The following is a 13,163-nucleotide window of genomic DNA, read 5'->3' on the forward strand; positions in this document are numbered from 1 at the left end:
TGTCGCCGAGCGAGGCGCCCGAGTCGGACGAACCAAACTGTGCGACGGCTTCCTTCTCTTCCGCGATTTCCAGCGCCTTGATCGAGAGCTGGATCTTACGGTCCTTCTTGGAGAAGTTCGTCACGCGGGCATCGACGATCTGGCCGACCGAGAAGCGCTCGGGGCGCTGTTCGTCGCGATCGCGCGAGAGATCGGCGCGACGGATGAAGGACGTGATGTCCTCATGCTCGACGAGCCTCACCTCGATGCCGCCGTCGTTGACCGCGGTGACTTCGCAGGAGACGACGGCGTTCTTGCGCAGGTCGCCGGACGCTGCAGCCTCGCCGACCGCATCGCGGCCGAGCTGCTTGATGCCGAGCGAGATGCGCTCCTTGTCGACGTCCACGTCCAGAACGACGGCCTTGACGACGTCGCCCTTGTTGAACTCCTCGATGACCTGCTCGCCCGGACGGTTCCAGTCGAGGTCGGAGAGGTGCACCATGCCGTCCACGTCGCCGTCGAGGCCGATGAACAGGCCGAATTCGGTCTTGTTCTTGACTTCGCCTTCGACTTCGGTGCCGGCCGGGTGGCTGTGGGCGAACGCCTGCCACGGGTTCTCGAGGGTCTGCTTGAGACCGAGCGAGATGCGGCGCTTCGTCGGGTCGACTTCGAGAACGACCACGTCGACTTCCTGGCTCGTGGACAGGATCTTGCCGGGGTGAACGTTCTTCTTCGTCCAGGACATCTCGGAGATGTGGATCAGGCCTTCGATGCCCGGCTCCAGCTCGACGAACGCACCGTAGTCGGTGATGTTCGTGACCGTACCGGAGATCTTCTTGCCGGTCGGGTACTTGGTGCCGATGCCATCCCACGGATCCGACTCGAGCTGCTTCATGCCGAGCGAGATGCGGTGGGTTTCCTGGTTGATGCGGATGATCTGAACCTTGACCTGCTGGCCGATGTTCAGTATCTCCGACGGGTGGTTGACGCGGCGCCATGCCATGTCGGTGACGTGCAGCAGACCGTCGATGCCGCCGAGGTCGACGAACGCACCGTAATCGGTGATGTTCTTGACGACGCCGTCGACAACCTGGCCTTCTTCGAGGTTCTGGACGATTTCAGAACGCTGCTCGGCACGGGACTCTTCGAGGACCGTGCGGCGCGACACGACGATGTTGCCACGGCGCTTGTCCATCTTGAGGATTTCGAAGGGCTGCGGGTTGTGCATGAGCGGCGTGACGTCGCGGATCGGGCGGATGTCGACCTGGGAGCGCGGCAGGAAGGCAACGGCGCCGTCGAGATCGACGGTGAAGCCACCCTTGACCTGGTTGAAGATGACGCCTTCGACGCGCTCGCCGGCTTCGAACTTGACTTCGAGCTTGGCCCAGCTCTCTTCGCGGCGAGCCTTCTCGCGCGACAGGACGGCTTCGCCGAGGGCATTCTCGATGCGCTCGACATAGACTTCGACTTCGTCGCCGACATTGAGCGTGCCGTCCTTGGACCGGGCACCGAATTCCTTGAGCGCGATGCGGCCTTCGACCTTGAGGCCGACGTCGACGATCGCGACGTCCTTCTCGATCGCGGTGATCACGCCCTTGGCGACATAGCCTTCGGCGAGATCGTTCTTCGCGAAGGACTCCTGCAGCATGGCTGCGAAATCGTCGCGCGTGGGGGTAGCTTGGGACATAAAAACTCCTGATGTGCCGACGAGGCACGGGCGCCGGGGGTTAGCGTTGATCATGAACGAGGCACATCCGCTCCTCGTCGAGGAGCAAATCCGGCGCGGGGACGGGTCTCGCTCTATTGCTTAAGGGCGGCGTCGATGATTGCCTTCGCCGCCGAAAACGCGGCTTCTATACTCATTTCGGAGGTATCAAGCAAGTGCGCGTCGTCCGCGGCGCGCATCGGACTGTCGGCGCGGCCGGCATCGCGCTCGTCGCGGCGGACGATATCGGCGAGAATCGTTTCGAAATCGGCGGTGCCACCGCCGGCGACAACCTCATCGAAACGGCGTTTCGCCCGCACCTCGGCCGACGCTGTCACGTACAGCTTGACCGGCGCATCGGGGCAGACGACGGTGCCGATGTCGCGGCCGTCGAGCACCGTGCCGGGCTCCCGGGCGGAGAAGGCGCGCTGCGCCTCCACCAGGGCGCGGCGAACGGACGGCATCACGGCGACCTTGGACGCCGCGTCTCCGATTTCGTGCGCCGAAAGGACCGCGCGGTCGAGGCCGCCGAGATCGAGCTTGCCTGCCACCTCGGCAGCAAGCGGCTCGTCGTCGAGCGGCAGCTTCCGGTCGAGCAGCGCCTTGGCGGTCGCCCGGTAGGTCAGGCCCGTATCCAGGTGATGAAAACCGTATTCCTCGGCGATCCGGCGGGAGAGCGTGCCCTTGCCGGCAGCGGCAGGGCCGTCGATGGCAATGGTGAAGGTCATCAGGCCGCCTTGTCTTCCGCCACTTCAATCCGTGCCCCGAGACCGGTCATCAGGTCCATGAATTCGGGGAAGCTGGTGGCGATCATGGTCGCGTCGTCAACCGTCACCGGATGTTCGGCGACAAGGCCCATGACGAGGAAGCTCATGGCGATGCGGTGGTCCAGATGGGTCGCGACCGCGGCGCCCGACGCGGTGCCGAGACCCTTGCCGTCCGGCCGTCCGCGCACGACCAGCGAGGCCTCGCCCTCGTCGCAGTCGACGCCGTTGAGCTTCAGGCCGGCAGCGACGGCCGACAGGCGGTCGGATTCCTTGACACGCAGTTCCTCGAGGCCGTTCATCACGGTCTCCCCCCTCGCGAAAGCGGCCGCGACCGCAAGAACCGGGTACTCATCGATCATCGACGGCGCGCGGTCCTCGGGGACGGTCACGCCCTTCAGCGCGGACGAGCGTACGCGCAGGTCCGCGACATCCTCGCCGCCTGCAAGGCGCGGATTGAGGACCTCGATGTCGGCGCCCATCTCCTGTAACGTGAGGATTAGGCCGGTGCGGGTCGGATTCATCAGCACGTTGAGGATGGTGACGTCCGAACCCGGCACCAGGAGGGCGGCGACGAGCGGAAACGCCGTGGAGGACGGATCGCCGGGCACGTCGATGACCTGCCCCGTCAGCCTGCCGCGCCCTTCGAGCCGGATCGTGCGCACACCGGCCGCATCCGTCTCCACCGAAAGGCTCGCGCCGAAGCCCTGCAGCATCTTCTCGGTATGGTCGCGGGTCATGACCGGTTCGACCACTGTGGTGATGCCGGGCGTGTTGAGTCCTGCGAGCAGCACCGCCGACTTCACCTGGGCCGAGGCCATCGGCACGCGGTAGACGATCGGCGTCGGCGTCTTCGGGCCGCGCAGCGTGACGGGCAGCCGGTCGCCGTCGGCGGATCTCACCTGCACGCCCATCTCGCGCAGCGGATCGAGCACGCGGCCCATCGGCCGCTTCGTCAACGAGGCATCGCCGACGAAGGTCGAATCAAAATCGTAAACGCCGACGAGCCCCATCGTCAGGCGGCATCCGGTGCCGGCATTGCCGAAGTCGAGCGGCACTTCGGGTGCGAGCAGCGCGCCGTTGCCCACGCCGTTGATGATCCAGGCGTCGCCGTCCTTGCGGATCTTGGCACCCATCGCCTGCATCGCCTTGCCCGTATTGATCACATCCTCGCCCTCCAGCAATCCGGTGATGCGGGTTTCCCCGCTCGCCAGTCCGCCGAACATGAAGGCACGGTGCGAGATCGACTTGTCGCCGGGGATGCGCACGGTGCCGGAAAGGCCCGTTGAGCGGTGTGCGGTGGCTGGCTTTGGCTTGGCGCCGTGCGACATGACGGAAGTCCTCTGCGAGATGGCCGTTCGAACGCCGGCGCCGCTTCGAGGCGGGCGGCGATCCGGTTCGAATTCGGCGCTTGCTACCATAAAGCATGAAGAGCGTCATCATCCCGTCGCGAAAAACGGGCGCGCACGCGGGCGCCCGGCGAAACCGCCAAGGGACACCAAAGTTAGGCTTTGACAGAGGCCGGCAAGACAAGTATGGGGACCGGCTAATTCTTTATACCCGACACCCGCCGGAACCCCGGCTTCGCTGAAGATATTCGGCCATCGAGAGGCTTTGACAGTGGCAAAACCGGAACTCGGAACCAAGCGCATCGACCCTGAAACCGGGCGCAAGTTCTACGATCTCAACCGCGACCCGATCGTGTCGCCCTATACGGGCAAGTCCTACCCGCTCTCCTTCTTCGAGGAGACGTCGGCAGCTGCCGTCCTCGAAAAGGCCGAGGAGGAAGAGATCACCGAAGTCGATACCGAGAACACGGAAGTCGAGCTTGTTTCGCTCGAGGATGCCGACGAGGAGGCCGCGGGCGGCGACGACGATTTGCCGGATCTCGGCGACGACGACGTGGAAATCGGCGACGATGACGACGATACCTTCCTGGAGCAGGAAGAGGACGACGATGACGACATGACCGGCATCATCGGCGTCACCGGTGACGACGACGAGGTCTAAGCCTCTGAAAGTCCGGCCGGATTAAAAAATTCGGCCGCCCCCGCTTTTTCGGCTTGCTATCGTCGAGAAGCGGAAGTATGAAGCCGCACCTGCCGGGCGAGAGCTCGGTCTGGTATCCCGGAGCCGGCCTGGCCGGACCCTTGATGGGGCTATAGCTCAGCTGGGAGAGCGCTTGCATGGCATGCAAGAGGTCAGCGGTTCGATCCCGCTTAGCTCCACCAAACCTCGCTTGATCTCGCACCTTCTTTCACGCTTTCGACCGTCCGGCGTTCCCTGCGAATAACGGGGCTCGTCCATTCGTTTCCTGCACGGGGGTCGCCTGAAGAGCCCGCCGCGACCGTCCGGAGCGGCCTGCGATGATTCGGCACTGTATTTTATGCATGTCTGGCGCCTGAGGCCGTTCCGCTTTCGGGCGACATGCTTGATGGAACGGAAGGACGACATGAGCTTCACGGAAACGACCAGCCGCTCCTGGTTCTCGCGCCTGAAGGGTGCACTGGTCAAAATCGTCATCGGCCTGGTCCTGGTCGTCGGGTGCCTCTGGCTGCTCGGCTGGAACGAGGGCCGTTCGGTCAAGACCTATCGTGCACTGGTCGAGGGGGCGGGCATCGTCGTCTCGGTCGAGGCCGGCGCGGTGGACGCCGCGAACGAGGGCAAGCTGGTCCATGTGTCGGGACCGGTCACGCCGGTCGGTGTGCCGTCGGACGGGCTCTTCGGCGTGGAAGCCCGCGGGGGCGTCGGGCTGGAGCGTATCGTCGAGATGTATCAGTGGGTCGAGAGCTCGCGGTCCGAGACGCGCACCAAGCTTGGCGGCGGCGAGGAGACCGTGACGACCTACTCCTACAGCAAGGACTGGCGGCGCAACGAGATCAACTCGAACACCTTCCGGCAATCGGGGCACGACAATCCGAAAAAGCCGGTGGACGACGCCGATTTCGCGGTCCCGACGGCGAAGATCGGAGCGTTTTCCGTCGCCGGAGAGCGCGCGGCCGCGCTCGGCCGCGATACACCGGTCCAGCTGACCGATGCCGGGGCAGCCCGCCTGCGTTCCGCGCTGTCGCTTGGCAAGCCGATGACGCTCGTGAGCGGAGCCGCGGTCTATTCCGCCGATCCCAACAACCCGGCGGTCGGTGACATCCGGGTGCGTTTCGAGCGATCGGACCTTCAGGAGGCGAGCTTCGTGGCGGCCCAGCGCGGCGACACGCTGGCGGACTACAGGACAAGCAACGGACGGACACTGTTCCTGAGCGACGCGGGGCTCGCCTCGGCCGCCGACATGTTCGACGCTGCCCAGAGCGAGAACACGATCATCACGTGGCTGTTGCGGGTCGGAGGGCTGATCGGCATCTTCGTCGGCTTTGCAGCCATGCTCTCCATCCTGGGCGTCATTGCCGACGTCATTCCGTTCCTCGGCTCCATCGTGCGCTTTGGGACGTCTGCCATCGCCCTCGTTCTGACCCTCCTGATCGGCCCGCTGGTCATCGCGATCGCCTGGATTGCCTATCGCCCGGTCCTCGCCATTTCGATCCTGGCGGTCGGCATCCTGCTTGCGGGTTTCGTGCTGACGCGGCGTCGCGCCAAGACGGCACCGGCCGCCCTCGGCCGCGCCTGACGCGGGGCCTCCTGCACCGCGCGCCCAACGGCTGCCACGCATTGCACGCGGCGGCACGCCCCTTTCAGCCACTCACTGCCGGAGTCGCCGTGAACTACATCGCATCGAAAATCGTCTGGCTCGTCGGGCAACCGCTTTCCGTCGTGTTCGTCAGCGGGATCCTGGCGCTCGTGTTCGGCTGGGCAGGTGCCCGCCGTCTCCGCGCCTTTTTCGCGCTGGTATCCGTCGCACTCCTGTTCCTGACGCTCTACACGACGATGGGAACCGTGCTGCTGCAACCTCTGGAAAACCGCTTTGAGCGTGCGGCACTGCCGGTGGGCGGCCCCGGTTGCATCATCCTGCTCGGTGGCGGCATCGAAGCCGCCGTCATTGCCGGGAGGGGCGGCTTCGAAATAAACCAGGCCGGGGACCGCTTCGTCGAAACGCTGCGCCTGGCGCGCCAGCATCCCGCCGCGCGCATCCTCATCTCCGGCGGAGACGGATCCCTCAGCGGCAACTATCCGGGGGATGCGGAGGTCGTCGCGGGCTTTCTCGAAGACTTCGGCGTGCCGCGAAGCCGGGTGATCGAGGAAGCCGAATCGCGCACGACCTTTGAGAATGTCGAAAGGACGAAGGGCTTGCTGACCGAGCAGAACCTGACGAATTGCCTGCTTCTCACCTCCGCCTTCCACATGCCCCGGGCCATCGGGCTCTTCCGCAAGGCCGGGATCGATGTGCTGCCCTGGCCGGCCGACTACCGGACGAGCGGCGATGTCGGATTCGCGCTCGACTTCACGCAACCGTCCACCAATGCGCAGCTCATGACCACGGCGTTGCGCGAGTGGCTCGGCCTCCTCGCCTACTACCTTGCCGGCCGGACGCACGCGCCGTTTCCCGCGTAACCTGAACAAGGGCTCGAACGCGCTTCGCGCAGACGCTGCCGTTCCGCCGCGCTACTTCTTCGAGATCGTCTCGAAGGTCGCGCCGCGCACGCGAATGGTGATGGTGCAATAGCTCTCGTCGTCGCGCCCGCAGGAGGCGGCGTTCGCCTTCAGCGCCAGCACCATGTTGCCGTAGCGCTTCTGCAGCTCATAGCCGTAGAGATCGGCATTGGCGGCGAAGAAATAGCCACCCTCGGCGACCTGGATGTAGAAGTTGTACGGGCAGCCGACATTGCCGCACAACCCTCCGTCCTTGCCGTCGCATCGCACGGCGCCCAGATTGGTGACGACGTCCGGCAACCCGTCATTGTTGAAGTCGATGTCGCGGGCGAAGTCCTCGCCGAATTCCGCCGTCTTGCACTGGGCGGCGACGGCCCGCTTCTCCTGTGCCACGGCGTCGGTGATGATGTTCTGCGCCGAGGCCCGCTCGCCGGGAACGGCAACCAGGAGCATGCCCAGCAGGCACTTCGTGAAGACCCTCATCGATCCACCTTTCCAAGCGCGATGTTTCCGTCAATATGGCAGAGGCCCGTCGTCGGACGAACCGCCCCCTGTCGGCGGAGGACCCTAAGCCGCGATCCTGACGCGAAGCTTGGCGCATGGCGGACGCGGCGACGGAAGGGAACGGGACGTGTCGATACTGGAACTCTTGGATTATGCAGGCGTCGCGGTTTTCGCCGCAACGGGCGCGCTTTCCGCCTCGCGAAAGCAACTCGACATCGTCGGCTTCCTGTTCCTCGCCTGCGTCACCGGCATCGGCGGCGGCACGTTCCGCGACGTCATCCTGGGCGCCACGCCTGTCTTCTGGGCGCTCAACCCCAACTATGTGAATGTCTGCGTTGCCGCCGCGCTGGTCGTCTATTTCACCGCCCACTTCGTCGAATCGCGCTACCGGTTGCTGCTCTGGCTCGACGCAATCGGCATGTCGGCCTACAGCGCCATGGGGGCGGCCAAGGGCCTGGCAGCGACCGGATCACCCGAAGTGGCGATCATCACCGGCGTGCTGACGGCGAGCTTCGGCGGCATCCTGCGCGACCTTCTCGCCGGCGAGCCATCCGTCCTGCTGCGTCCGGAAATTTACGTGACCGCGGCAGCAGCCGGCGCGGCGGCCTTCGTGGCGATCTCGCTGGCCGGCGCGCCGCTTGCCGCGGCGTCGATCGCCGGTGCGCTGACCGCCTTCCTCATCCGCGGCGGCGCTTTGCGCTTCGGCTGGTGCATTCCGGTCTACAAGCCCCGGCCGGGCCGGCATCCTGATGACGTGATATAGAGGAAAATGCCTAGCGATCCCTGCGGGGGCGCAAACGGACGATGACGTCGACATGGGCGATTTCCATGCCTTCAGGCGGCTCGGGCAGGTTGCCGATCGCGATGTTGCTCACCGGGATATCGAGAACCCGGTTCTCCCCTTCGACGAAGAAGTGGTGATGGTCCGAGACGTTGGTATCGAAATAGGTCTTCGAGCTTTCGACGGCGAGCACGCGGATGAGGCCCGCCTCGGTGAACTGGTGCAAGGTATTGTAGACGGTGGCGAGCGAGACGGGCACGCCGGCGGCGACGGCTTCCTCGTGCAACTCCTCAACGGTCAGGTGGCGGTCTCCCTTGGCGAACATCAGATCCGCAAGCGCCATGCGCTGCCGCGTCGGCCGAAGGCCGAAATGACGCAGGCGCTCGTCTATGGGCATATCATGCGTATGCGTCATGACCCTCTATTCCACTGCAACGGTCGCGCAAGAACAATCTTGAGCATTCGATATAACTTTTGGAACGGGACTGTTCAATAGGCTTGCGGCGCGCCCGGTGCCGCCGGACGGCGGAAAACCGGGGTGTTTGAGCCCTTGCATTCACTTTGGGCTGGCTGTCGCGGCGGTCATCATGTATTCGGACTCGCGAAATGGAGGCGCCGTCACACCCGGAGCAGAACGCGGCGATGACAAACGTCATGCTGATGCTTCAATTCGGACCGAGGCTATCCTAACTCTTTAAAACGATATTCAAGGGACCGGGGGAAGACACACCTAATGACCACACGGCAATCGAGCTTCAACTACGAGGAAATCCTGACCTGCGGGCGTGGCGGGCTGTTTGGACCGGGCAACGCGCAGCTTCCCCTTCCTCCGATGCTGATGGTTCACCGCATTACCGACATTTCCGAGACGGGTGGTCTCTTCGACAAGGGATACATTCGTGCCGAATACGACGTACGCCCCGACGACTGGTATTTCCCCTGCCACTTCCAGGGCAATCCGATCATGCCGGGCTGCCTCGGCCTCGACGGCATGTGGCAGCTGACCGGTTTCTTCCTCGGCTGGCTCGGTGAACCGGGCCGCGGCATGGCGCTCTCCACCGGCGAGGTGAAGTTCAAGGGCATGGTTCGTCCGACGACGAAGCTTCTCGAATACGGCATCGATTTCAAGCGCGTCATGCGCGGCCGGCTGGTCCTCGGCACGGCCGACGGCTGGCTCAAGGCCGACGGCGAGGTCATCTACCAGGCAAGCGACCTGCGCGTCGGCCTGTCGAAGGACAAGGCAGCCTGAACGGCGGCGCGACACTGCCTTCCACACAGCGACGGAATAGAAAAGGTCAAAGGAATGAGACGGGTTGTTGTCACGGGTCTGGGGATCGTCTCCTCGATTGGAAACAATGCGGATGAAGTCACCGCGTCGCTGCGGGATGCGAAGTCCGGTATCAGCTTCTCGCAGGATTTTGCCGACCATGGCTTCAAGTGCCAGGTCTGGGGCGCTCCCAAGATCGACACGACCGATCTTGTCGACAGGCGCGCCGCACGCTTCCTGTCGCAGGGCGGCACGTGGAACCATGTGGCAATGAAACAGGCCATCGCCGACTCCGGTCTCGATGAGTCCGACATCGGCGGCAACGCGCGTACCGGCATCATCATGGGCTCGGGCGGCCCGTCGACCCGCACGCTGATCGAGGCGGCCGAGATCACGCTCAAGAACAACTCGCCGAAGCGCATCGGCCCCTTCGCCGTTCCGAAGGCGATGTCCTCGACCGCTTCCGCCACGCTTGCCACCTGGTTCAAGATCCACGGCGTCAACTATTCGATCTCGTCGGCCTGCTCGACATCGGCGCACTGCATCGGCAACGCCGCCGAGATGATCCAGTGGGGCAAGCAGGACGTGATGTTCGCCGGCGGCCACGAGGATCTCGACTGGACCATGTCGAACCTCTTCGACGCGATGGGCGCCATGTCGTCCAAGTACAACGACACGCCCGCGTCGGCTTCGCGCGCCTATGACGTCAGCCGCGACGGGTTCGTGATCGCCGGCGGCGCCGGCGTGCTGGTGCTGGAAGAGATGGAGCGCGCCAAGGCGCGCGGCGCGAAGATCTATGCCGAAATCGTCGGCTACGGCGCAACCTCGGACGGCTACGACATGGTGGCCCCCTCCGGCGAAGGCGCGGTGCGCTGCATGCGGCAGGCACTTGCCACCGTGAAGGGCGAGGTCGACTACATCAACACGCACGGCACGTCGACTCCCGTCGGCGATTCCAAGGAAATCGGCGCGATCCGTGAAGTGTTCGGCGACAAGATCCCGCACATCCAGTCGACCAAGTCGCTGACCGGCCATTCGCTTGGCGCTGCCGGCGTGCAGGAATCGATCTATGGCCTCCTGATGATGCAGGCCGGCTTCATCGGCGAAAGCGCCCATGTTACCGAGCTCGACCCGGAATTCGAGGGCGTGCCGATCGTGCGCAAGCGCATCGACAATGCCAGGATCGACACGGTGCTTTCCAACTCCTTCGGTTTCGGCGGCACAAACGCCACGCTGGTCTTCCAGCGCTACAACGGATGACCAGAATGACGGGGATCATGAACGGCAAGCGCGGCCTCGTCATGGGGGTCGCGAACAACCACTCCATCGCCTGGGGCATCGCCCAGAAGCTTGCGGCCGCAGGCGCCGAGCTCGCCTTCACCTACCAGGGCGAAGCGCTGGGAAAACGCGTGAAGCCGCTTGCCGCCGAACTCGGCTCCGACTTCGTCATTCCCTGCGACGTTGAGGACGTCGCTTCGGTAGACGCGACGATCGACGCCATCCGGGAGAAGTGGGGCAAGCTCGATTTTGTCGTGCATGCCATCGGCTTTTCCGACAAGAACGAGCTGAAGGGCCTTTATGCCGACACGTCGCGCGACAATTTCACCCGCACGATGGTCATTTCCTGCTTCTCCTTCACGGAGATCGCCAAGCGGGCGGCCGACCTGATGACCGACGGCGGCGCCATGCTGACGCTGACCTACGGCGGTTCGATGCGCATCATGCCGAACTACAACGTCATGGGCGTGGCCAAGGCGGCGCTCGAGGCGTCCGTGCGCTACCTCGCCGGCGACTACGGCCCGCGCGGCATCCGCGTCAACGCGATTTCGGCGGGCCCGATCCGCACGCTGGCCGGCGCCGGCATCTCCGACGCGCGTGCCATGCTCTCCTGGCAGCAGAAACACTCGCCGCTGCGCCGCACCGTCACCATCGAGGACGTTGGCAACTCGGCGCTCTACCTGCTCTCCGACATGGCGAGTGGCGTGACCGGCGAAATCCACTATGTAGACTCCGGCTACAACATCACTTCGATGCCGGTGCTGGACTCGCTTCGCAGGGCGGATGCGGAGTAAAGCCGAGAGCCGGTTTGACCTGAATGCGGCCTGTGCGTATTATAATACGCACAGGCCGTTGTCGTGTGGTGATCGTTCCACTATATCCGGCACAGATGGAATGCTGCTTGGCAGTGGAGCGCAACAGCCACAGGATCATTGCGAGGCTGAAGCGCGAAGGCTTCACGGTCCTGTCGGTGAGAGGCTCACATCACAAGATGCGCAAGGGATCGCAAACCATAATTGTTCCGCATCCCAAGAAGGACCTGCCGACGGGAACTGCGCTTGCGATTGCACGACAAGCCGGGTGGATCTGAGGTGACACGGATGAACTACTATTTTGCTCTGGTGCACAAGGACGGCGACAGCGCCTACGGGGTCAGCTTTCCCGATATGCCGTCGGTCTTTTCTGCGTCCGACGAAGAGCAGGATCTGACCGGAAACGCCATCGAGGCGCTGAGGCTGTGGGCCGAGGACAGCGCACTGCCGGTGCCGTCGAGCCATGAGCAAATTCTCTCACGCGAGGATGTCAGGCGAGAACTGGCGCTTGGCGCCTTCCTCATCCGTGTGCCATTTATCGCCGATTCGACCCATACGGTGCGCGCCAACGTGACCTTCGACAAAGGCATGCTGGACGCGATCGATACCGTTGCAAAGCAGCGCGGATTGACACGCTCCGCCTTTCTCGCGAGTTGCGCCCGCAAGGAAATCGAAGCGGCCTAACGCCGGCCCCACAGCACCTTGAAGCGGGCATTGCGGCAGGTTTCGCCGCTGTCCTTGAAGGCTTCCTTGAGCACCGGCTCGTAGGGCAGGCCGCGATTGGCGACGAGCATCAGGCGGCCGCCGATCTTGAGCGATTTCGCCGCCATGCGGATCATCGCGGCACCGAGGCCGTGGTCGGCGGCATGGCTCTCATGGAAGGGCGGGTTCATCACGATCAGGTCGTAGTGGTCCCGCGGCTCTTCGCTCGTCAGGTCGTTCCAGTAGAAGCGCGCCGGAACGTTCGGGCAGTTTTCCGCGAGATTTTCCCTCGCGGCCTCAAGAGCCCTGTGGTCGGCCTCGAAGAGATCGATCCCCTTCAGGCCCGCCGCACGCTCGGCGACCATGACCGCGAGGTACCCCCAACCGGCGCCGAAATCGGCGGCGTGGCCGCGGAAATCCGCAGGAATGCGGCTTGCCAGCAGTTCCGACCCCTCGTCGATCCGATCGTGCGAAAACATGCCGGGTGCCGCAGTGAACCGGCCTTCGACCCGCACCGGCGCGGCGGAAAGCATCCGTGCGGCCTCGGCAATATCGGCCGGACGCGTGAACCAGAAGGCAACGCCATGGTATTTCGGCGCGTAATCGCCGCCGAAGCCGAACTGGTCGATGCGTTTGCGCAGCGACTGGATGCCGTCCTCCTTGCCGCCGGCGACGACCACGAGGCCGCCGTCCTTCACCCGCCGCAGCGCTTCGGCGATACGGTCCTCGTTCTCGCCACGATGTTTGGTGCAGAGCACCAGCGCCCCGTCATAGCCGTCACCCTCGACGGAGGGCGTCACGGCAAGCCTCTGGGCCTCCAGGGCGCGAT

At 64.4% G+C, this 13,163-nt stretch carries 15 protein-coding genes and 1 tRNA gene; 10 read left to right on the forward strand and 6 right to left on the reverse strand.

Annotation, left to right across the window (positions count from 1 at the left end):
• From rpsA to aroA, 3 genes are all read right to left on the reverse strand, one after another.
• On the reverse strand, window positions 1-1,666 hold a 1,666-nt coding region (gene rpsA / locus LXM94_RS03240), incomplete at its 3' end, for a 30S ribosomal protein S1 (RefSeq protein ID WP_235769706.1).
• Window positions 1,667-1,779: 113 nt separating this feature from the next.
• Window positions 1,780-2,412, reverse strand: coding sequence for a (d)CMP kinase (cmk, locus tag LXM94_RS03245; protein ID WP_235769707.1), 633 nt, complete (start codon window positions 2,410-2,412; stop codon window positions 1,780-1,782).
• Window positions 2,412-3,779, reverse strand: coding sequence for a 3-phosphoshikimate 1-carboxyvinyltransferase (aroA, locus tag LXM94_RS03250; RefSeq protein ID WP_235769708.1), 1,368 nt, complete (start codon window positions 3,777-3,779; stop codon window positions 2,412-2,414). Before aroA ends, cmk begins: the two co-directional genes overlap by 1 nt.
• A 289-nt stretch (window positions 3,780-4,068) precedes the next feature.
• Here aroA and LXM94_RS03255 point away from each other — a divergent pair, with 289 nt between their 5' ends.
• The 4 genes from LXM94_RS03255 (at window position 4,069) to LXM94_RS03270 (ending at window position 6,951) form a co-directional block, all read left to right on the forward strand.
• On the forward strand, window positions 4,069-4,458 hold the full coding sequence (locus tag LXM94_RS03255; RefSeq protein WP_235769709.1) for a TIGR02300 family protein: 390 nt from the start codon (window positions 4,069-4,071) through the stop codon (window positions 4,456-4,458).
• A gap of 145 nt (window positions 4,459-4,603) precedes the next feature.
• Window positions 4,604-4,679 (forward strand) — tRNA-Ala (locus tag LXM94_RS03260).
• 221 nt (window positions 4,680-4,900) lie between these two features.
• Window positions 4,901-6,070 (forward strand): TMEM43 family protein, encoded by a 1,170-nt coding sequence (locus LXM94_RS03265; RefSeq protein WP_235769710.1) that lies wholly within the window; start codon window positions 4,901-4,903, stop codon window positions 6,068-6,070.
• An 89-nt stretch (window positions 6,071-6,159) separates the two neighbouring features.
• Window positions 6,160-6,951, forward strand: a complete 792-nt coding sequence (locus LXM94_RS03270) for a YdcF family protein (protein WP_235769711.1) — start codon at window positions 6,160-6,162, stop codon at window positions 6,949-6,951.
• Between the two features lie 51 nt (window positions 6,952-7,002).
• On the opposite strand, the gene LXM94_RS03275 is transcribed toward LXM94_RS03270, so the two are convergent.
• A complete protein-coding gene (locus LXM94_RS03275) occupies window positions 7,003-7,473 on the reverse strand; it encodes a hypothetical protein (protein ID WP_235769712.1) in 471 nt (156 codons plus the stop codon).
• A gap of 148 nt (window positions 7,474-7,621) precedes the next feature.
• On the opposite strand from LXM94_RS03275, the gene LXM94_RS03280 reads away from it, so the two are divergent.
• Window positions 7,622-8,257, forward strand: coding sequence for a trimeric intracellular cation channel family protein (locus tag LXM94_RS03280; protein ID WP_235769713.1), 636 nt, complete (start codon window positions 7,622-7,624; stop codon window positions 8,255-8,257).
• Between the two features lie 10 nt (window positions 8,258-8,267).
• Here LXM94_RS03280 and irrA read toward each other — a convergent pair whose 3' ends face one another.
• Entirely contained in the window at window positions 8,268-8,690 is a 423-nt protein-coding gene (gene irrA, locus LXM94_RS03285) for an iron response transcriptional regulator IrrA (protein WP_235769714.1), read from the reverse strand.
• 318 nt (window positions 8,691-9,008) lie between these two features.
• Here irrA and fabA point away from each other — a divergent pair, with 318 nt between their 5' ends.
• From fabA to LXM94_RS03310, 5 genes are all read left to right on the forward strand, one after another.
• Window positions 9,009-9,524, forward strand: coding sequence for a 3-hydroxyacyl-[acyl-carrier-protein] dehydratase FabA (gene fabA, locus LXM94_RS03290; protein WP_235769715.1), 516 nt, complete (start codon window positions 9,009-9,011; stop codon window positions 9,522-9,524).
• Window positions 9,525-9,578: 54 nt separating this feature from the next.
• Entirely contained in the window at window positions 9,579-10,802 is a 1,224-nt protein-coding gene (gene fabB, locus LXM94_RS03295; RefSeq protein WP_235769716.1) for a beta-ketoacyl-ACP synthase I, read from the forward strand.
• 5 nt (window positions 10,803-10,807) lie between these two features.
• Window positions 10,808-11,614, forward strand: a complete 807-nt coding sequence (gene fabI / locus LXM94_RS03300; protein WP_235769717.1) for an enoyl-ACP reductase FabI — start codon at window positions 10,808-10,810, stop codon at window positions 11,612-11,614.
• 113 nt (window positions 11,615-11,727) lie between these two features.
• The gene (locus LXM94_RS03305) at window positions 11,728-11,910 is read left to right on the forward strand and encodes a type II toxin-antitoxin system HicA family toxin (RefSeq protein WP_235769750.1); all 183 of its coding nucleotides are present in this window, start codon (window positions 11,728-11,730) and stop codon (window positions 11,908-11,910) included.
• A 10-nt stretch (window positions 11,911-11,920) separates the two neighbouring features.
• Window positions 11,921-12,316 (forward strand): type II toxin-antitoxin system HicB family antitoxin, encoded by a 396-nt coding sequence (locus LXM94_RS03310; protein WP_235769751.1) that lies wholly within the window; start codon window positions 11,921-11,923, stop codon window positions 12,314-12,316.
• Here the strand turns inward: LXM94_RS03310 and LXM94_RS03315 are convergent.
• The coding region (locus LXM94_RS03315; RefSeq protein WP_235769718.1) for a class I SAM-dependent methyltransferase at window positions 12,313-13,163 on the reverse strand (851 nt) is incomplete at its 5' end. The genes LXM94_RS03310 and LXM94_RS03315 overlap by 4 nt on opposite strands.

This window comes from Rhizobium alarense, from assembly GCF_021555155.1.
GTDB lineage: Bacteria > Pseudomonadota > Alphaproteobacteria > Rhizobiales > Rhizobiaceae > Rhizobium_D > Rhizobium_D alarense.

Bases quoted from the DNA above. Each gene is read 5' to 3' on its own strand.
- fabA (WP_235769715.1), top strand. From the start codon at position 9,009: ATGACCACACGGCAATCGAGCTTCAACTACGAGGAAATCCTGACCTGC.
- LXM94_RS03275 (WP_235769712.1), bottom strand. From the start codon at position 7,473: ATGAGGGTCTTCACGAAGTGCCTGCTGGGCATGCTCCTGGTTGCCGTT.
- LXM94_RS03310 (WP_235769751.1), top strand. From the start codon at position 11,921: ATGAACTACTATTTTGCTCTGGTGCACAAGGACGGCGACAGCGCCTAC.
- fabI (WP_235769717.1), top strand. From the start codon at position 10,808: ATGACGGGGATCATGAACGGCAAGCGCGGCCTCGTCATGGGGGTCGCG.
- irrA (WP_235769714.1), bottom strand. From the start codon at position 8,690: ATGACGCATACGCATGATATGCCCATAGACGAGCGCCTGCGTCATTTC.
- LXM94_RS03265 (WP_235769710.1), top strand. From the start codon at position 4,901: ATGAGCTTCACGGAAACGACCAGCCGCTCCTGGTTCTCGCGCCTGAAG.
- cmk (WP_235769707.1), bottom strand. From the start codon at position 2,412: ATGACCTTCACCATTGCCATCGACGGCCCTGCCGCTGCCGGCAAGGGC.
- fabB (WP_235769716.1), top strand. From the start codon at position 9,579: ATGAGACGGGTTGTTGTCACGGGTCTGGGGATCGTCTCCTCGATTGGA.
- aroA (WP_235769708.1), bottom strand. From the start codon at position 3,779: ATGTCGCACGGCGCCAAGCCAAAGCCAGCCACCGCACACCGCTCAACG.